We start from the raw sequence: 17,494 nt of genomic DNA, 5'->3' as shown, positions 1-17,494 counted from the left end.
AAATGACACACGAAGAAAAAGCGTTATCCTATTTCAAAGATAAATTTCATTGCTCACAGTCTGTTCTTGCCGCATATGCCGACGAGCTCGGATTAACGGAAGAACAAGCGTTGAAAATCGCCGCCTGCTTTAACGCAGGAATGAGAAAAGGCGAGGTGTGCGGAGCTTGTTCGGGAGCGTTGATGGTGCTCGGAATGATGTACGGTCAAGCCGATAAGGACGATCTCGACAGTCGAAACAAAACCAATCAGATGACTAACCGTTTTCTGGATCGCTTTAAGGAACTAAACGGAACATATATCTGCAATGAGATACTCGGCTGTGATATTACCACGCAGGAGGGAGTAGAATACGCTGTAAAGCACGAATTATTCACCACGACCTGCAGAGATATGGTAGCGCTTGCCGTTCGGGTTCTTGAGGAAATCATTGAATGAAAATGATATAATAATCAAAAGAAAAATCGGGATTTGTAGGAATATTCATTTCTCTTATAAACAGGCACCGAGGTGCGAGGAGGTAAATAACATGGATATGAAGCAGGCAATGAAAGAACGTCATATGGTTCGAAAGTACACTGATGAACCTATTCTGGAGGATATCGTAGAAAAGTTGAATCGTCGGGTAAGAGAGAATAATGAGCAGTATGGACTATCTATCAAATTGATGACCAATGATGATAGTGCTGTTCCCGGTGTGATCAAACTGATCCTCGCTAAGGGGGTCAACAATTTCTTTATCATGGCCGGGCCTGATGGTGCAGATGAACTGTGTGGATACTGTGGAGCTGATCTGATGCTTTACGCACAGACGCTGGGACTGAATACATGGTGGGTCGGCGGTACCTATAATCGAAAAGGAGCACAGAAAAAAATCGAAGGTGCAAAGCCTGTAGGAATCATCGCTGTTGGTTATGGCCAGACACAAGGTGTTCCACATAAGACAAAGACAGCAGAACAGGTCAGTTCATACGACGGAGAAGCACCACAGTGGTTTAAGAACGGCATTGAAGCAGCACTCTTGGCACCTACCGCACTGGCAAAACAGGCATTCACCATCAAAGGTAAAGGAAATAAGGTATCTATCTCCTGCGATAACGGCATCTTTACCGGTGTGGATACAGGTCTTGTGAAATACCACTTTGAACTTGGAGCGGGTAAGGATTGTTTTGAATGGGTGTGATCCCTATGGGTGAGCATTACAAAAGCATTTTTCTGTCTGTAATTATTATCTGACAAATTCTGATTTAGCGACCGGACGGTAATACAAATAAAGAACAGCTACTTGATATTTGTTTGCTTTTATGCTATAATGCAATTTAGTTAATTGAATAGTTGTCATCGGAGGATAGAGCATCGCAATGCTACGGGTTAGCAATAACCCTAATCAGAAGAAGATGTCGAGTGCGCTCGGTTATTCATACAGAATAACCGGGCGCTTTTTATTAACAGAGAAGACTTGTTGTAATCTGACAAACAGGAGGCTAACAATATGGAAAATTCAAGAGTAAAAAATGCTTGGAAGTATGTTCTTCCCGCAATGCTGAGCCACATTTGCTTTTCATTGTTTTCAATCGTAGACGGTGTTTTTATCGGCAACAGTATAGGCACAAACGCTCTTGGGGCGATCGGTCTTGTTATGCCGTTTGTAAATGCAATCGTTGCAATAATGATGTTAATCAATGTCGGCAGCGCAACTATATTTGCTGTTCAAGTGGGCAAGGAGGACACAGAGAAGACTTGATTTTACCAATATGCTGGCGCACGATATCAAAACGCCTGTTTTTGTCATCAGCGGATACGCTTACAGCCTTAAGGAAGATATTGATATATCCGAGCGAAATTTTTATCTTGACAACATCATTGAGGAAGCGGATGAAATCACGATCTTGTGCAAAAAATGCTCAATTTCAGCAAGCTCGATTCCTATTCGATGAAGCTCAATAAAACGGAATTTGATTTGTTTAAGGCTGTTCAAAAGACAGCCGAAAAATATACCCTGTCTGAGAACAAAACCATTGCTCTCACGCAAAGCGGCGACAATATGATATGAGCGGACAGAGAATTGATGGAAACCGTTATTCAAAATCTGATCGACAACGCGGTAAAGTATTCTCTGCCGGATACCGAAATAATGATAGATGTAAACGGTAAAACACTTTCCGTCAGCAATCAAACGGAACCACTCACAAAATCCGAGCTCAAACAGATGTGGCAGCCTTATTTTCGCAAGGACAAAAGCCGAAGTCAAAAGGGAAACGGCTTGGGCTTGTCGATCGTTAAATCAATTTTGGACTTGCACGAAGCTAAGTACAGTGTTGAAATGACTGGAAACATTTTGGCGATTACAGTTAAGCCTGAGACATCGCAGAAAAAACGGAGTGACGTACAGTCAGTTGATGAAGGCGGCAGGTTACAGCAGCGCGAACGATAGAATAGAACAGGAAATCCGCGAGAGTACAGAGGCAGTAGTTGCAGCGATATCCGAATTCTATCCTAAAGAAAAGCAGAAAGTGAATATCCGACCCGAACAGCCGCACCACGAAAGTGCTTGAGCTGAGGTGTTTAAGGAGTTTCTGTATATTTTTGTTTGAGATAAAAAATCAAGAAAATATAATTTTAAGCGGACGAAGATAAGATTGATCATCTTCGTCCGTTTTCTTTTATGTGTTTTTCACTTGACAAGTTATGTATTATCCGTTATATTAAGTAAGTAAAGTATGAAAAAACATACTTTTGAAAGGAGCGTTTTTTATGGCAAGACCTGAAGGCAAGTACGCGTGGACGGTTACCGTCGGCACAAAAGGACAGATTGTTCTTCCAAAGGAAGCGAGAGATGTTTTTGACATCAAACCCGGTGATACCTTGATTATTTTAGGTGACAAGGATCAGGGAATGGCGATACCGCCCAAAAATCAATTTTCCGATTTCTTCGGAAAAATTTTCGGCAAATAATTAAGGAGTGAAATGTTATGCCAAGTATATTAGGTATTCCGCTTATCGGATTTGTTCAAATGGTTCTCGGAACCGGGATTATAGTTTTTTTATTGATCAAATTCCTGACCCGTCCCAAAAAGAACAAAAAGGACGAGTATATCATCAATGACGTTCACGTCATCGTCGGTGACGGAACAAAGCAGGAGCATCAGAACGTCTATATCAAAAACGGCTTGATCACGGAAATCTCCGCGCAGCCCATTCAAAAGAAAAACGTGCAGATGATTGACGGCGCGGGCAAAACGCTGATGCCCGGTCTGATTGACAGCCATATTCATATTCAGGGCGGCTTTTCCTGTCACAATGAAGATGAAAGCGACGTTTTTCTGGGCGAAAAAATGCCGCAGATTTTCAATGAGAATGTGCTGCCGTATGGCATAACAACTATTAAGGATTTAGACGCGCCGAAGCATTTTATCTATAAGCTCCGTGATAAAATCAGATCGGGAGAAATTCAGGGTCCCGACTTATTGATAGTAGGTCCGAACTTTACGGCTCCCGACGGGCATCCTGCCAATACGCTCGGCTCCAACAGCGAATGGGCAAGGTCTGAGATGGCGATTGAGGTCAATACTCCCGAGCAGGTTTCCGCGGGAATTAAAGAGCTCAAAGAAGCGGGTGTTGATTTTTTGAAATTCACCTATCAAGGCGGCGACTACTGGTATTTTGATAATAAGCTGACAATCCAGAAGATAGACAAGGAGTTAATGAAGCAGATTATCCGCGAGGGTAAGGAAAACGGACTGAACTCTACCGCTCACGTTTTTTATTATGACGACGTAAAGGAACTGCTTGAAGCGGGCATATACGGCATAGAACACGGCATTCTTGACAGAGATATTGAACCCGACGACCCGATCATCACTCTTTGGAAAAAAATCGGGCGCGCACTTTGTTCCGACCGTCAACGCCATGACATATGAGAAAGACCCGACAAGAATGGAGCACAGCATACACAATCTCAAGGTGCTGTACGACGCGGGAATTCCGATTGCTATGGGTACAGACAATATGCTTGAGCAGATGTCGGGCGAGGTCGAGCACAAGGAGCTTGCTTACTATGTCGAAGCAGGACTGACGCCAATGCAGGCTATCGTGCTTGCCACCAAAAACGGCGCGGAATATTTAGGCATTGCCGACAGAAAAGGACAGATAAAGGCAGGTATGGAAGCGGATTTGATTCTGCTTGATAAGAACCCTGCCGAGAACATCTCTAACATTCAGTTTATCGACAGAGTGTTCTTAAAAGGTAAGGTTGTATATTCTCAGAAGCCGATTCAGTCCTTTGATATACCCGACTACACATATCCCGAGGGATTACTATCTGCCGAGTATGTAAGCACAGACGGCAAACAGCGTCGTGTTATCAATTATGACCGTTACGAGAGCGAGCAAATTATTACCCAAATCACTTTTAAGGACGGTAAAAAATGGGCGGAGGAAGAATTCACGGTTGACCGCAGCCTTTCGGCAACAAAATGGGTATATAACCGTCCGTCAGACAATACCGAAATCAATGCGGTTAAGGAAAACGGCGTAATAAAGTTGAGCGGCAGCTTCAAAGGCAAACCGCAGGACAAGAGCTTCCAGATTGGCGAAGGCTTATGGTATCAGATGATGGATATGTGCTTCCCTGCTTTTGCTAATTCAAAGCTTGACGAGATCCTGTTCTATCCGATTGGCACAGGTGATAACCGCGGCGCTATGTCGCTCGGTGAATTTGCCGCCAAGAAAATCGGCACGGAGAACGTGAGCATTGACGGCAAAACCTACTCTTGCGTCAAAATCAGCATGGTGCTCACCATGTTCTCGTGGGCATGGACGGGGCTTTTCTGGGTCGATACCGCAACCGGGCAGTTAGTTCAAAGCGGTGTAAAAAAAGGAAATAAAGAAAAACCGGAATGGCAGTTAAAGGAATTGACCTATAAATAATAATATCACGCCGCCTGAGAGAATCAAAAAGCCGCTGTTTTATCTTGTGCTCGGCGCGGTAATTGCTGTCATATATGTTCTTACTATGGTGATGATGTGGCTGCAAAAGGTTCAGCAATCCAAAAAGCTCACCGAACAGCTTCAAAATCTTCAGAATAATTTGGCAAAGAAAATATTAATCAATAAAAGAAATCGCCGTCAAGCAGGAGATTATCCCGCTTGGCGGCTGAATTCTTTTCAGTTGTTCACAGAATCTGATTTGACTTTGTTGTTAAACTCCTGAATTCTTTTCTTCATAGCGAAATACTGGCTGAACCAGATGAAGAAATAAATAAAGAAGAAGATAGCAATGTAGCCCGCAATACCCCAAAAGTTATGCGGCATCCAGTACATACAATAAGTGGTTATTGGTAAAAAAACAGAGCCGCCAAACAGGAGATGATCCCACTTGGCGGCATTGTCTTTAGGTATAAATCAACTCTGCATTAACAATCTCCGTTGCACGGTTACGGATATTGTTCATTTGCCGTACCCACAGCATTTGATTTTCTGCTTTGAGCTGTTCGGTTACACCTTCCTTTTCGGAAAGTTGGTTTACCAACCGAAAGAACATCTCCTCTGCCTGTTTGTCAATGTCAGCGAGGTAGGCGGTGAGCTTGCAGCTTGTCAGCAGATTGGTATAGCGGATTTTGTGGTGCTGCTTGATGTACCGCAAATGCCGCTTGCCCCAAATGCCGATTTCTACCTTTGGCTGTTCGGGGAGCGTCAGGCACGGCAGATAATAATCGCCTTGCAGCTCGTAGTAAATCCCTGTCTGCTTGTCGTAAATTCTTTTCTCCATTGTCCATCAACCTTTCTGTATTTATTAGCGTGCGTCACGCTGTTTTGACTTTTTGAAACCTCTCGCCTGCTCGATAATCTCATTGAGCTTGTGCTTTCCGAAAACCTTTTCCAACAAGCGATAGGCTTTGTTTTGTTCACGGAGCATACCGTTGACCTCTTTGAGCTTGGTGTTTTCATATTTCAGATGTTCGTTCTCACGGTGCAATCTGCCGTTCAGATTATTGATACGGTGGTAATTCTCCCAACCCTCATAGCTTCTGGCGAGGACTGTTCGAACAAGTTTTTTCAGCCGGTTAATCAGCGGTTCTACAAACTTTTTCTTGTAGCTCTTTGCCGTCATCAAGCCTTGCGGCTCAGGGAGTTGCAGCTGCGGATCTTCGTCAAGCTGTTTTTCGACGTCGCCGAGAAGCTCCTTTGCTTCCTCGATTTTCTCAACCGTAGCTTTCAGACCTTTGACCTCAAGCTGCTTTTCTTCAATCTCCCTGTCAAGCTCGGCAACCTCTTTTACTCGCTCCTGCTTTTTGTAATCAAGGACAGACAGGTGCTGCTCGTGAGTATCCTTCTGCTCCCATTCGATACCGTGCCGCTCCATAATCTGAGCGAGGACTTTCTTTTCGGAAAGTATCCAGCGATTCAGTTCGTTGTCGCTCCTGCCCTCGCCTTTGAAGCCCATATTGAGCAGAGCCTGTTTCAGCGAAACTCGTGTTTCCAAACCTCGATTGCTGCCGGTGGTGAACGGTACAAAGTCGATATGGATATGCGGCGTCGCTTCGTCCATATGAAGGTGCGCCGAGAACACTCTCAGGTAGGGATTGCGCTCTTGGAAGCCCTGGTAGTATTCGTCGAGGACTTTCCTCGCAAGCTCGGCGTGCTCTCCCGTTGCTGACATATCGTCCTTGTTGCCAATTTGGAAGATGATCTCGTGGAACAGCTTTTCCTGCTTTCCGGACTCGATGTGCTTGTAGTAATCTGGAATTATTCTATCCTTGCGTTTCTGCTTATCGTTGTACTGTTTCAGAGCTTCATCAAACATTTCGTGATACACTTTCTTGATTGGCTCGTTACAGTAATCTATATTGAGGTGGGTACGCTCGCTGTCCACATTCTCAGCCGTAAACGTTCGGCTGTTATGTGTCACGGAGCCTTTACCCACCATTGCGCTAATCGTTCTCTTCATTTATCTACCTCAAATCTATATTAAAATATTGTTATCTCACTGAATTATCACTAACTCGGGTTCTGTTACTCTTGCCAAGAGTAACGCAAAAGCACTTTTGACAGCAGGGCTATCAAAAATGCAACCTGCAAGCAGGTTTTGCGCTCTTCGAGGAGCAGGGCATCCCTTTGAAAAGGGCTCCCTGCACCCCGCCTAAACTTTAGTGCGTGACGATCCGTGACGGTGGTGACGATGTTTTTGACACAGCGCTATCTCTAAAAGACCGTCACGGTCGTCGCACATCGTCACGCCGATTAAACTTCCGCTTGCTGTTCACGGTGAAGCGTGATTACCCTGCCGCTATGAGTATGTCTGTTTGAATAGCGGATACCATATTCATTGAACAGCCTTGCGGCATTGATATTCAGCTTTAGCGACAAAGCGTTTGGTTTCATATCTACGCCGAGCCAACTGACAAGCTCTGTCGGTGAGCCTTGCCAAGCAGGACTGTTCTCAGAAAACTTCTGAGAGATAACTTGGAGCAACGGCTCCGGCGGCTCTTTCCATAATTCGGTTTCCGTCCTCTCGAGCTCCCATATCAGATTATCGGGATTGCGATTAAGGTATAGCTTCTGATCCTGTTGGTCTCTGCCGGATATTTCAAGCGTAGCTGCGTTTGCAGTCCGCTTTTCTTTTTGCAGAACAAACGCTCCGTCGGCTGCGCCGAGCAAGCCATTGGTTCCCGAAATCATATCAAAGCTGTCATCAGACTTTTGCTTGCGTGTATGATGAACGAGTATCATACAGATTTTGTTATTGTCGGCAAACCTTTTTAGCCTGCTGATAATCTCATAATCATTCGAGTAGCTGTAATCAGAGCTTACCTCACGCACCTTTTGCAAAGTGTCGATGATTATGAGATTGGTGTCGGTGTGCTTCGTGATAAAACTTTCCAACTGCTTGTCCAAGCCGTCATTCAACTGACTTGCCGAAACGGATAAGTACAGATTGTCGGCGCTGTCGGTACCAAACATCTGATACAACCGCTTCTGCAAGCGACTGTAATCATCTTCAAGGGCAAGGTAAAGCACCGTACCTTTGCTGACCTTGTAATTCCAAATCGGCGTTCCGGTGCTGATATGATAAGCAAGCTGCGCCATCAAAAAGCTCTTGCCGATTTTCGGCGAGCCGACAAACAGATACAGTCCGCTGTACAGCAGACCGTCAATGATCGGCGGTCTGTTTTCATATACAGTGTCGTACAACTCAGTCATAGAAACGGTGTGCAGATAATTTTCGTCAAAACAATTTAAGTCCAAACTATTGAAATCAGACAAATCATCTGCTATACTTGTATCAAGATATTTTGTTGATGACTGCTCATCACCTGCTCCAACAGGTGTGCTATGAGCGGTCATTTCATTTTCACAACTCATTTTCATTCCCCCTTCATTCCGCCGAGGGTAACAGCAATCAGGTTGAGCGTATCGAGTATTTCATCTGAAACCGCTCCGCCATTGCTGATACGCCGCAGCTCCCCGTAAATATCTTGCATTTGATTTTTGAGAGCCTTATACACTCTCGGATTACCCTGCACGATAATATCACGCTGCAAAGTGCGCTCAATGAGGTAATCTTGCTTGGATAAGCCTGACAGAGCGACGATTTTTTCAAAATGCTCCCATTCTTCCGGCGATACTCTGAACGCCACTGTCTTACTGCGCCAGCGGTTGTGGCGGTCTAAATTTTTAGCTGACATATTTTAACCTGCCTTTCCGAGATCATTAAGCCTATCTGCCATATCCTTTTGCTTGGACGGGAACAAGTGTGCATAGCGATAAGTAACATCTATGCTTTCGTGTCCCAACCTATCGGCAATGGCTAAAGCTGAAAAGCCCATTTCAATCAACAAAGAAACGTGTGAATGTCTAAGGTCGTGTATTCTGATACGCTTAACCCCGGCTTGCTTCGCTCCTCTGTCCATCTCGTGATGAAGATAGCTTTTTGAAATCGGGAATATACGATCGTCTTCGCCACGGCTGTAAAACATTGATAAATAGTCCTGCATTTCTTCACAAAGGAAATCAGGCATATTTATCGTGCGATTGCTCTTTTTGGTTTTCGGTGACGTAATAATGTCCTTACCTGCCAAATGCTGAAATGATTTGTTGATGGTGACGGTTTGAGCTTTGAAATCAAAATCCGCCGGTGTGAGAGCTAACAACTCACCCAATCGAATACCCGTCCAATACAGCATCTCAAACGCATAGTATGAAACAGTCTTGTCCATCATCGCTTCCGAGAAGATTTTATATTCTTCAAGCGTCCAAAACTTCATCTCCTTGCTTTCCTTTTCACCCATATTTCCTGCGATGGACGCAGGATTGGTACGCAAGCCGTAATAACGCACAGCGTGATTGAACATAGCGCTGAGCTGATTGTGAACGGTACGGAGATACGTCTTGGAATATAGCTTCCCGTGCTTATTTTTGAGTGTCCTTATCTCGTTTTGCCATTCAATCACGTCCGTTGCGGATATGTCACAGAGCTTTCTATCCTTGAAATAAGGAATAATTTTACCCTCGATGATGTTTTCCTTTGTCTGCCAAGTGTTTTCTTTGAGCCGAGGCTTTATATCCTTTTTATATAGCTCATAGAAGCTGCCAAAGGACATTGTTACATCCGTTTGTTTCTGCAATAGGAACTCACGTTCCCACTCCAGCGCTTCGTGCTTTGTTGCAAACCCACGCTTAAGCTTTTGTTGGCGCTTACCCTGCCAATCTGTATAGCGGAATTGAACATACCAGCTTCCGCTTTTCTTATCTTTAAATGCGCCCATTTACACATCACTCCTTTTCACTATTTGTTCTGGTCGCATAAATATGATCGTGAAAGAATTTACGGTCAATTCTTCCCGGAAGTGTAAGGCATCCGGTTGCCTTCAGTTCTTTATTCAGCTTTTGAATGAGTTTATATGCGTAAGATTCGGAAACGCCCAATTCCTCCGCAACTTCACTCACTCGCATAAACATAGTTCCTGACATAGACAAACCCCCTTTCATAGTAAATTTCAATTTATTTCGTGTCGGAATACTTTCTGACCGCCAACCGATTCGCCCGGGCGGACATACCTTTACTGTGATATGTGACAGATAACTAAACTATATTGCTTAGTCTATTTCTATTATACTAAACATATATAGTTAAGTCAAGCGGATTGAGTTAGAAAAAATAAAACTTTTTTGTTTAATTTTTGTTGACAAGCACTAAACATATATGCTATACTATGTGTATCATATTATTTGAGGTGATTTGAAATGGCTATCGGCGAAAGAATCAAATACATTCGTAACTTAAAGAATTTCACACAAAAGTATCTCGGTCAGCTTATCGGATTTCCCGAAAAAACTGCTGACATTAGAATCGCTCAGTATGAATCGGGCACAAGAACTCCGAAAGCAGATATTACAAAGGAGCTTGCAAAAGCGTTAGATGTTTCACCTCTTGCGTTGGATGTTCCCGACATTGACTCAGAGCTTGGGTTAATGCATACCTTATTCGCACTTGAGGATATCTACGGTTTACAAGCCGAAGAAAAGGACGGAGAAACCAAGCTGAGTTTTTCAAACGCTTCTGTTCTTCGGGCGGTAAAGGCGTGGGCAGAGCAAAGCGCCAAATTGAAAGCCGGAGAAATAACCAAGGAAGAGTATGACGAGTGGCGTTATAACTATCCTAAATATGACACTGACAGCGAATATGTAAAGCTGCTGTCAGATGACCTGAATAACGCTATGTTGGAAGCATTTGAGGACAAACTGAAAAATCAATAAAAGCAAAAAAGGCATTACCGACTGCAACAAGTCAGTAATGCCTAAACTTTTATTATATAATTGTACCTGCAAACCGGAATAAACCTTAGAATAAAGGTGCTTTTGAGGGTGCTATCATTTTGCTATCATTCTTAACGCTAACCACTCAAAAAGCCACTGTTTATGCGGTTCCCTCTCGATTTTGCCTTATTCCCACTCGATTGTGCCGGGTGGTTTTGATGTAATATCGTAAACTACACGATTGATATGTTCGCACTCATTAACGATACGGTTAGAGACTCTTGCAAGGACATCATAAGGGATTCTTGCAAAGTCGGCAGTCATAAAGTCATCGGTTGTAACTGCACGAATTGCTACAAGGTGGTCATATGTTCTATGGTCACCCATAACACCAACTGTTCTAACATCCGGTAGTACACAGAAGAACTGGCTTAAATCCTGAGCGATACCACTCTTTGCAATTTCATCTCTGAAAACTGCATCGGCATCTTGAAGAATTTTAATCTTTTCTTCTGTGATTTCGCCAATAATTCTAACACCTAAACCAGGGCCTGGGAATGGTTGTCTCCAAACAAGTTCCTTGGGGATACCCAGTTTTTCGCCAACTACTCTAACTTCATCCTTAAACAGGTCGCAAAGTGGTTCAACAACATCATCAAACTTAATATCTTCAGGCATTGCAACCTTATTGTGGTGAGTTTTGATTTTATCTGCGTTACCCTTACCACTTTCGATACAGTCAGGATAAATTGTACCTTGAGCAAAGAAACCACCATCAGCTTCTTCTCTGATTTTATCCCAGAATACTTTATAGAATTCTGTACCGATAATCTTTCTCTTATCTTCAGGATCTGTTGCACCCTTTAGTTTTGAGATAAATTCGTGGCCACAGTTTACACGAACAAAGTTCATATCAAATAACTTTGTGAAAGTTTCTTCAACAAAGTCACCTTCATTTTTACGCATTAAACCTTGGTCAACAAATACACAAGTTAACTGCTTACCTACTGCCTTACTTAGAAGTGCAGCAGCAACAGAACTGTCAACACCACCGGAAAGACCTAGGACAACCTTTTTGTCACCAATCTTTTCTCTTAGTGCATTAACTGTATTGTCGATAAAGCTATCCATCTGCCAGTCACCTGAACAATGGCAAACTTCATAAAGAAAGTTCTTTAGAATAACATTACCATATTCTGAGTGAGTAACTTCAGGATGGAACTGTACTGCGTATAGGTTCTTATCTACATTTTCAAAAGCTGCACAAGGACAGTCCTTTGATGATGCAGTAACTTCAAAACCTTTTGGAATTTCACTAACATAGTCAGTGTGGCTCATCCAAACAATATTTTCCTTAGGAACATCCTTAAACAGTTTGCTCTCAGACTTTGAAATATCAATTTGGATTTTACCGTATTCGCTATTAATAGCTGATTCAACCTTACCGTCACACATCCATGTGATTAGCTGACAACCATAGCAAATACCAAGAACCGGAATACCTAGTTCAAGGATTTCTTTTGAATAATGAGGTGAACTCATATCATAAACTGAGTTTGGTCCACCTGTGAAAATAATGCCCTTATAATTTTCGGCCTTAATTTCTTCTATATCTGTAGTGTACTGCTTAATTTCAGCATATACATGGTGATCACGAACTCGTCTTGCAATAAGCTGGTTGTACTGACCACCAAAATCAAGAACAAGAACTTTTTCTTTTGCTTTCGCCATTACACACCTCAAAATTATCTGTAAATAATATCTTCTCTTGCAGGACCGTTAGAAACCATAGTAATTGGCACACCGATTTCTTTTTCTGCAAATTCAATATAGTTACGGCAGTTCTCAGGTAGGTCTTCATAATTCTTAATGCCACTAATGTCGCACTTCCAACCTGGAAGTTTCTTAAGAATTGGCTTACATCTCTTTAGCTTTGTTGTTGATGGGAAGTAGTCGATTTCTTCACCGTCTAGTTCGTAACCAACACAAACAGGGATTTCGTCAAGATAACCAAGAACATCAAGAACAGTAAATGCAACCTGAGTAGCACCCTGTACACGACAACCGTATCTTGTAGCAACTAGGTCTAACCAACCCATTCTACGAGGACGACCTGTTGTAGCACCAAATTCGCCACCGTCGCCACCTCTTCTACGAAGTTCGTCAGCCTCTTCACCAAAGATTTCAGAAACAAATTCACCTGCACCAACAGCACTTGAATATGCTTTAACAACTGTAACAATATCCTTGATTTCGTATGGAGGAATACCACCTGCACCAACTGCACCATAACCTGCAATTGTGTTACTGGAAGTAACCATTGGATAAATACCAAAGTCAGTATCCTTTAGTGAGCCTAGCTGACCCTCTAATAGAATATTCTTACCATCTTTACAAGCATCATGCAAGAATGTAAATGTATCTGCAACATATGGAGCAAGAGCATCTCTGTATTCCATTAGCTTGTTGAAGATTTCATCAACTGAAATTGGAGGTTTGTTGTATAGATTCTTAAGTGTTGCATTCTTAACTTCAAGAGTTCTTGCAATCTTTTCCTTTAGATAATCAATATCATCATAAAGTTCATTGATTTGGAAACCAATTTTGCTATACTTATCTGAATAGAAAGGAGCAATACCACTCTTTGTTGAACCAAAAGAGTTCTTGCCTAGTCTTTCTTCTTCATAGCAGTCAAATGCAACATGATAAGGCATTACGATTTGTGCTCTGTCAGAAATTAAAATCTTTGGTTCAGGAACACCTCTGTCCTTTAATTCCTTCATTTCTTTTACAAAATTCTCTACTGAGAATGCAACGCCATTACCGATAATATTTGTAACATTGCTATTAAATACACCTGATGGTAACTGGTGAAGTGCAAACTTACCGTATTCATTTACGATAGTATGACCTGCATTAGCACCACCCTGAAAACGAATTACTACATCAGAGTTCTGAGCTAATACATCAGTAATTTTACCCTTACCTTCATCGCCCCAGTTAGCACCAACTATAGCTTTAACCATTTGTTTGACATCCTTTCAAAATGCAAATAATTTGCATCATTTGTTTATACTGTGATTTCTGCCTTTTCGTCCTCAACATTTTCGTAAGGAGCAATAGCAGGATATACAACTTCGTTTAAGAAGTCTGTTGTCTGCTCAGGAGCACGACCAACATATTTTGAAGGCTGAAGAATAGCCTCTAGTTCTTCAAGAGTAACACCAAATGACTTATCATTTGCAATTCTTTCAAGAAGATCATTTTCGCCACCCTCTTCTTTGACTACTCTGGAAGCAGCCATAGAGTGTTGTCTGATTTTTTCGTGAAGTTCCTGTCTGTCACCACCACGCTTTACGGCATCCATCATAATATTTTCTGTAGCCATAAATGGTAGTTCTTTTCTTAGACGCTGTTCAATAACCTTTGGATAAACAACAAGACCATCTGTAACATTAGCATATAGGTTAAGAATTCCGTCAATAGCTAGGAATGCTTCAGGAATACTTAATCTCTTGTTAGCAGAGTCATCAAGTGTTCTTTCAAACCACTGTGTAGCAGTTGTAAATGCACCGTTAAGTACATCAACCATAACATATCTTGATAGAGAACCGATTCTTTCTGAACGCATAGGGTTTCTCTTGTATGCCATAGCAGAAGAACCGATTTGGTTCTTTTCAAATGGTTCTTCAACTTCCTTTAGGTGTTGAAGTAGTCTAATATCGTTAGAGAACTTAGCAGCACTCTGAGCAATACCTGAAAGAACATTTAGAACCTGAGTATCAAGTTTTCTTGAATAAGTCTGACCTGATACTGCAAAACAAGCATTATAGCCCATTTTCTTTGCAATTCTTCTGTCAAGTTCCTTACACTTTTCGTGGTCACCTTCAAATAATTCAAGGAAACTAGCCTGAGTACCTGTTGTACCCTTACAACCTAGTAACTTTGCCTTACTTAGCTGATATTCAACATCTTCAAGGTCCATTAGTAGTTCCTGTAACCATAGAGATGCTCTCTTACCTACTGTAGTAGGCTGTGCAGGTTGGAAATGTGTAAAAGCAAGTGTAGGTAAATCCTTGTACTTATCGGCAAACTTAGCAAGTTCACGAATAACAGTAACAAGTTTATTTCTAACTAACTTTAGACCTTCTGTCATAATGATAACATCTGTGTTGTCACCAACATAACAAGAAGTAGCACCTAGGTGAATGATACCTTTAGCCTTTGGGCATTGCTGACCATAAGCATAAACATGGCTCATTACATCGTGACGAACAAGTTTTTCTCTAGCTTCTGCAACTTCATAATTAATGTCATCAGCATTAGCCTTTAGTTCATCAATCTGTTCCTGTGTAATAGGAAGTCCTAGTTCCATTTCACTTTCTGCAAGAGCAATCCAAAGCTTTCTCCATGTACGGAACTTCATATCCGGACTGAAGATATACTTCATTTCTTTACTTGCATATCTTGAAGACAATGGGGATTCGTAACAATCTTTACTCATTATACTTTCTCCTTGATTTTTGTATTTTTAAAATTCATACCACCACGTTTTTTACCCTCAAGCTGGTTGTGGGTAATGTCTGCTGGGTATTGTCCTGTGAAACAACCGTCACAGTAACATACATCATCAGAGAAAGTAAGTTCTCTAAGATGTTCAACCGGCAAATATCCAAAGGAATCTGCACCACTAATTTGTCTGATTTCTTCTATAGTATGGTTACAAGCAATAAGCTCACCCTTTGAAGGAATATCTGTACCATAATAACAAGGCCACATAAATGGTGGAGAAGAAATTCTCATATGTACTTCACTTGCACCTGCTTCTCTAAGCATGGTAACAATTCTATCAACAGTAGTACCTCTAACAACTGAGTCATCAATTACAACAACTCTCTTACCCTTAATAGAACTTAGTGGGTTAAGTTTAATTTTAACACTCTTCATTCTTTCACCCTGGGTTGGTTTGATAAAGGTTCTACCGATATAGTTATTTTTAACGATACCCTTTTCATAAGGAATACCTGATTCTTCACTATAACCTATTGCTGCGTCAATACCGGACTCAGGAACACCGATAACAAGGTCAGCCTCTACAGGATGACATCTTGCAAGAATTCTACCGGCTTCTTTTCTTGATTCGTAAACAGAAATACCGTCAATATTACTATCACTGCGAGCAAAATAAATATACTCAAAAATACAAATTGACTTTTTCTTGCCACAATGGGTTTTATCACTTCTGATACCGTCTTCATCAACAATAACGATTTCACCCGGTTCTACATCTCTGACAAAATCAGCACCAACTGCGTCAAGGGCACATGACTCACTGGCAAAACAATATGAATTGTTAATTTTGCCAATACAAAGTGGTCTAAATCCGTTAGGGTCTCTGGCAGCAATAAGCTTTCTTGGACTCATAACAAGTAAGCAATAAGCACCTTTGATTGTGTTCATAGTATTTCTTACTGCTTCTTCAACGGAATGAACCTTTTGTCTTTCACGAGCAATAACATAAGCAATAGCCTCAGAATCAATAGTTGTCTGGAAAATAGCACCTCTATGCTCTAGATTGTGCTTAATTTCGGCAGCATTGGTAAGGTTACCATTATGTGCAATTGCAAGTGTGCCTTTTTTATAACGCATAACAAGCGGCTGTGAGTTTTCACGCACAGAGCCGCCTGCAGTTGAATAACGGACATGACTAAGTGCAATCTGTCCGTCAAGTTTGTCTAATATTTTATTGTTGAATACTTCGGTAACAAGTCCCATATCTTTGTGGTAATCAATAACACCACAATCACTTACAGCAATACCACAACTTTCTTGTCCACGATGTTGAAGTGCAAGAAGTCCGTTATAACAAGCATACGATGGCTTGATTGCATCGTTGCCATAAATACCAAATACACCACATTCTTCGTGAAGACCTTCACTGTGATAATTGTTAAAATTTATGCTCAAGGGAGTCACCATCCATTAATAAATTAAAAATTAAGCAAGACCAATTCTCTTCATCATTTCAGCGTATGCTTCTTCAACGCCACCCATATCACGACGGAAACGGTCTTTGTCTAGTTTTTCATGAGTATCTAGATCCCAGAAACGGCATGTATCAGGAGAAATTTCGTCAGCAAGTACGATTTCACCGTGGAAACGACCGAATTCTAGCTTAAAGTCAACTAGTTCAACATTACACTTCTTGAAGAAGTCAATCATTAGCTGGTCAATCTTTAGAGCCATTGAAGCAATAGTATCAATTTCTTCCTGAGTAGCTAGGCCAAGAGCAAGAATATGATAGTTATTTACAAGAGGGTCATCCAGAGGGTCACTCTTATAGTCAAATTCAAGAATAGGAGAAGCAAGGTCAGAACCTTCAGGAACGCCATACTTCTTTGAGAAAGAACCAGCTGCTCTGTTTCTTACGATAACTTCTAGTGGAACAATTTCAACCTTTTTAACAACAGTATCTCTGTCATTTAGTTCTTCAACATAGTGAGTATGAATACCGTTCTCTTCTAGCATTTTGAACATAAAGTTACTCATTCTGTTGTTTACTACACCTTTACCAACGATAGTACCCTTTTTCTTACCGTTAAAAGCAGTAGCATCATCCTTATAAGATACTACACATAGATCAGGGTCATCTGTAGCAAAAACTTTCTTTGCCTTACCTTCGTAAAGTTGTTCTTTAATTTCCATCCTTTATTCCTCCTATATGTTTTTAAACATAG

At 41.6% G+C, this 17,494-nt stretch carries 21 protein-coding genes; 9 read left to right on the top strand and 12 right to left on the bottom strand.

Annotation, left to right across the window (positions count from 1 at the left end; all coding sequences use genetic code 11):
- Nucleotides 1–2 precede the first annotated feature (2 nt).
- The 8 genes from E5Z56_RS09720 to E5Z56_RS12030 all read left to right on the top strand — a co-directional run bounded on the left by E5Z56_RS09720 (nucleotide 3) and on the right by E5Z56_RS12030 (nucleotide 4,928).
- On the top strand, nucleotides 3–437 hold the full coding sequence (locus E5Z56_RS09720; RefSeq protein ID WP_092965555.1) for a C-GCAxxG-C-C family protein: 435 nt from the start codon (nucleotides 3–5) through the stop codon (nucleotides 435–437).
- Between the two features lie 91 nt (nucleotides 438–528).
- Nucleotides 529–1,182 carry a nitroreductase family protein gene (locus E5Z56_RS09715; RefSeq protein ID WP_138157612.1) on the top strand — a complete coding sequence of 218 codons (654 nt, stop codon included), beginning with the start codon at nucleotides 529–531 and terminating at the stop codon, nucleotides 1,180–1,182.
- Between the two features lie 309 nt (nucleotides 1,183–1,491).
- Nucleotides 1,492–1,743 carry an MATE family efflux transporter gene (locus E5Z56_RS09710; RefSeq protein WP_138157611.1) on the top strand — a complete coding sequence of 84 codons (252 nt, stop codon included), beginning with the start codon at nucleotides 1,492–1,494 and terminating at the stop codon, nucleotides 1,741–1,743.
- On the top strand, nucleotides 1,682–1,936 hold the full coding sequence (locus tag E5Z56_RS12230) for a histidine kinase dimerization/phospho-acceptor domain-containing protein (RefSeq protein ID WP_138157610.1): 255 nt from the start codon (nucleotides 1,682–1,684) through the stop codon (nucleotides 1,934–1,936). Before E5Z56_RS09710 ends, E5Z56_RS12230 begins: the two co-directional genes overlap by 62 nt.
- Nucleotides 1,937–2,067: 131 nt before the next feature.
- Nucleotides 2,068–2,433, top strand: a complete 366-nt coding sequence (locus E5Z56_RS09700; RefSeq protein WP_138157609.1) for an ATP-binding protein — start codon at nucleotides 2,068–2,070, stop codon at nucleotides 2,431–2,433.
- Nucleotides 2,434–2,753: 320 nt separating this feature from the next.
- A complete protein-coding gene (locus tag E5Z56_RS09695) occupies nucleotides 2,754–2,954 on the top strand; it encodes an AbrB/MazE/SpoVT family DNA-binding domain-containing protein (protein WP_138157608.1) in 201 nt (66 codons plus the stop codon).
- Nucleotides 2,955–2,971: 17 nt separating this feature from the next.
- A complete protein-coding gene (locus E5Z56_RS12035) occupies nucleotides 2,972–3,919 on the top strand; it encodes an amidohydrolase family protein (protein WP_138157607.1) in 948 nt (315 codons plus the stop codon).
- The gene (locus E5Z56_RS12030; protein ID WP_138157606.1) at nucleotides 3,909–4,928 is read left to right on the top strand and encodes an amidohydrolase family protein; all 1,020 of its coding nucleotides are present in this window, start codon (nucleotides 3,909–3,911) and stop codon (nucleotides 4,926–4,928) included. Before E5Z56_RS12035 ends, E5Z56_RS12030 begins: the two co-directional genes overlap by 11 nt.
- Nucleotides 4,929–5,165: 237 nt before the next feature.
- Here E5Z56_RS12030 and E5Z56_RS12225 read toward each other — a convergent pair whose 3' ends face one another.
- From E5Z56_RS12225 to E5Z56_RS09650, 7 genes are all read right to left on the bottom strand, one after another.
- Nucleotides 5,166–5,363: a DUF3021 family protein gene (locus E5Z56_RS12225; RefSeq protein WP_408638893.1), complete on the bottom strand. Its 198-nt coding sequence runs from the start codon at nucleotides 5,361–5,363 to the stop codon at nucleotides 5,166–5,168.
- A gap of 28 nt (nucleotides 5,364–5,391) precedes the next feature.
- Nucleotides 5,392–5,769, bottom strand: a complete 378-nt coding sequence (locus E5Z56_RS09675; RefSeq protein WP_138157605.1) for a TnpV protein — start codon at nucleotides 5,767–5,769, stop codon at nucleotides 5,392–5,394.
- A gap of 24 nt (nucleotides 5,770–5,793) precedes the next feature.
- On the bottom strand, nucleotides 5,794–6,948 hold the full coding sequence (locus E5Z56_RS09670; RefSeq protein ID WP_175405448.1) for a plasmid recombination protein: 1,155 nt from the start codon (nucleotides 6,946–6,948) through the stop codon (nucleotides 5,794–5,796).
- Nucleotides 6,949–7,241: 293 nt separating this feature from the next.
- Entirely contained in the window at nucleotides 7,242–8,363 is a 1,122-nt protein-coding gene (locus tag E5Z56_RS09665; RefSeq protein WP_138157604.1) for a helicase RepA family protein, read from the bottom strand.
- Between the two features lie 2 nt (nucleotides 8,364–8,365).
- Nucleotides 8,366–8,686, bottom strand: a complete 321-nt coding sequence (locus E5Z56_RS09660; RefSeq protein ID WP_138157603.1) for a plasmid mobilization protein — start codon at nucleotides 8,684–8,686, stop codon at nucleotides 8,366–8,368.
- 3 nt (nucleotides 8,687–8,689) lie between these two features.
- Nucleotides 8,690–9,766, bottom strand: coding sequence for a site-specific integrase (locus tag E5Z56_RS09655; RefSeq protein WP_138157602.1), 1,077 nt, complete (start codon nucleotides 9,764–9,766; stop codon nucleotides 8,690–8,692).
- Between the two features lie 7 nt (nucleotides 9,767–9,773).
- Nucleotides 9,774–9,971, bottom strand: coding sequence for a helix-turn-helix transcriptional regulator (locus E5Z56_RS09650; RefSeq protein WP_138157601.1), 198 nt, complete (start codon nucleotides 9,969–9,971; stop codon nucleotides 9,774–9,776).
- Nucleotides 9,972–10,244: 273 nt separating this feature from the next.
- On the opposite strand from E5Z56_RS09650, the gene E5Z56_RS09645 reads away from it, so the two are divergent.
- Entirely contained in the window at nucleotides 10,245–10,757 is a 513-nt protein-coding gene (locus E5Z56_RS09645; RefSeq protein WP_138157600.1) for a helix-turn-helix domain-containing protein, read from the top strand.
- Nucleotides 10,758–10,943: 186 nt separating this feature from the next.
- Here E5Z56_RS09645 and guaA read toward each other — a convergent pair whose 3' ends face one another.
- The 5 genes from guaA to purC are packed head-to-tail and all read right to left on the bottom strand — an operon-like array spanning nucleotide 10,944 to nucleotide 17,462.
- Entirely contained in the window at nucleotides 10,944–12,488 is a 1,545-nt protein-coding gene (gene guaA, locus E5Z56_RS09640) for a glutamine-hydrolyzing GMP synthase (protein ID WP_138157599.1), read from the bottom strand.
- 14 nt (nucleotides 12,489–12,502) lie between these two features.
- Nucleotides 12,503–13,783, bottom strand: coding sequence for an adenylosuccinate synthase (locus E5Z56_RS09635; protein ID WP_022505167.1), 1,281 nt, complete (start codon nucleotides 13,781–13,783; stop codon nucleotides 12,503–12,505).
- A 44-nt stretch (nucleotides 13,784–13,827) separates the two neighbouring features.
- Nucleotides 13,828–15,261 (bottom strand): adenylosuccinate lyase, encoded by a 1,434-nt coding sequence (gene purB / locus E5Z56_RS09630; RefSeq protein ID WP_138157598.1) that lies wholly within the window; start codon nucleotides 15,259–15,261, stop codon nucleotides 13,828–13,830.
- Nucleotides 15,261–16,736 carry an amidophosphoribosyltransferase gene (gene purF / locus E5Z56_RS09625; protein ID WP_138157597.1) on the bottom strand — a complete coding sequence of 492 codons (1,476 nt, stop codon included), beginning with the start codon at nucleotides 16,734–16,736 and terminating at the stop codon, nucleotides 15,261–15,263. The genes purB and purF overlap by 1 nt, the downstream gene beginning before the upstream one ends.
- Nucleotides 16,737–16,754: 18 nt before the next feature.
- Nucleotides 16,755–17,462 carry a phosphoribosylaminoimidazolesuccinocarboxamide synthase gene (gene purC, locus E5Z56_RS09620; RefSeq protein ID WP_022505170.1) on the bottom strand — a complete coding sequence of 236 codons (708 nt, stop codon included), beginning with the start codon at nucleotides 17,460–17,462 and terminating at the stop codon, nucleotides 16,755–16,757.
- Between the last annotated feature and the right edge of the window lie 32 nt (nucleotides 17,463–17,494).

It is taken from the genome of Ruminococcus bovis, from assembly GCF_005601135.1.
In the GTDB taxonomy this organism is placed as follows: domain Bacteria; phylum Bacillota; class Clostridia; order Oscillospirales; family Acutalibacteraceae; genus Ruminococcoides; species Ruminococcoides bovis.
Note: the sequence above shows the minus strand (reverse complement) of the source record. Positions and strands in the feature narration are given on the sequence as shown.

What these genes read in the sequence shown, in the direction of transcription:
- E5Z56_RS09650 (WP_138157601.1), bottom strand. Translation starts at nt 9,971, where the DNA reads ATGTCAGGAACTATGTTTATGCGAGTGAGTGAAGTTGCGGAGGAATTG.
- E5Z56_RS09675 (WP_138157605.1), bottom strand. Translation starts at nt 5,769, where the DNA reads ATGGAGAAAAGAATTTACGACAAGCAGACAGGGATTTACTACGAGCTG.
- E5Z56_RS09645 (WP_138157600.1), top strand. Translation starts at nt 10,245, where the DNA reads ATGGCTATCGGCGAAAGAATCAAATACATTCGTAACTTAAAGAATTTC.
- E5Z56_RS09695 (WP_138157608.1), top strand. Translation starts at nt 2,754, where the DNA reads ATGGCAAGACCTGAAGGCAAGTACGCGTGGACGGTTACCGTCGGCACA.
- E5Z56_RS09720 (WP_092965555.1), top strand. Translation starts at nt 3, where the DNA reads ATGACACACGAAGAAAAAGCGTTATCCTATTTCAAAGATAAATTTCAT.
- E5Z56_RS09700 (WP_138157609.1), top strand. Translation starts at nt 2,068, where the DNA reads ATGGAAACCGTTATTCAAAATCTGATCGACAACGCGGTAAAGTATTCT.
- purB (WP_138157598.1), bottom strand. Translation starts at nt 15,261, where the DNA reads ATGAGTAAAGATTGTTACGAATCCCCATTGTCTTCAAGATATGCAAGT.
- E5Z56_RS09655 (WP_138157602.1), bottom strand. Translation starts at nt 9,766, where the DNA reads ATGGGCGCATTTAAAGATAAGAAAAGCGGAAGCTGGTATGTTCAATTC.
- E5Z56_RS12035 (WP_138157607.1), top strand. Translation starts at nt 2,972, where the DNA reads ATGCCAAGTATATTAGGTATTCCGCTTATCGGATTTGTTCAAATGGTT.
- E5Z56_RS09715 (WP_138157612.1), top strand. Translation starts at nt 529, where the DNA reads ATGGATATGAAGCAGGCAATGAAAGAACGTCATATGGTTCGAAAGTAC.
- E5Z56_RS09635 (WP_022505167.1), bottom strand. Translation starts at nt 13,783, where the DNA reads ATGGTTAAAGCTATAGTTGGTGCTAACTGGGGCGATGAAGGTAAGGGT.
- purF (WP_138157597.1), bottom strand. Translation starts at nt 16,736, where the DNA reads ATGGTGACTCCCTTGAGCATAAATTTTAACAATTATCACAGTGAAGGT.
- guaA (WP_138157599.1), bottom strand. Translation starts at nt 12,488, where the DNA reads ATGGCGAAAGCAAAAGAAAAAGTTCTTGTTCTTGATTTTGGTGGTCAG.
- E5Z56_RS09670 (WP_175405448.1), bottom strand. Translation starts at nt 6,948, where the DNA reads ATGAAGAGAACGATTAGCGCAATGGTGGGTAAAGGCTCCGTGACACAT.
- purC (WP_022505170.1), bottom strand. Translation starts at nt 17,462, where the DNA reads ATGGAAATTAAAGAACAACTTTACGAAGGTAAGGCAAAGAAAGTTTTT.
- E5Z56_RS09710 (WP_138157611.1), top strand. Translation starts at nt 1,492, where the DNA reads ATGGAAAATTCAAGAGTAAAAAATGCTTGGAAGTATGTTCTTCCCGCA.
- E5Z56_RS12230 (WP_138157610.1), top strand. Translation starts at nt 1,682, where the DNA reads ATGTCGGCAGCGCAACTATATTTGCTGTTCAAGTGGGCAAGGAGGACA.
- E5Z56_RS12030 (WP_138157606.1), top strand. Translation starts at nt 3,909, where the DNA reads ATGACATATGAGAAAGACCCGACAAGAATGGAGCACAGCATACACAAT.
- E5Z56_RS09660 (WP_138157603.1), bottom strand. Translation starts at nt 8,686, where the DNA reads ATGTCAGCTAAAAATTTAGACCGCCACAACCGCTGGCGCAGTAAGACA.
- E5Z56_RS09665 (WP_138157604.1), bottom strand. Translation starts at nt 8,363, where the DNA reads ATGAGTTGTGAAAATGAAATGACCGCTCATAGCACACCTGTTGGAGCA.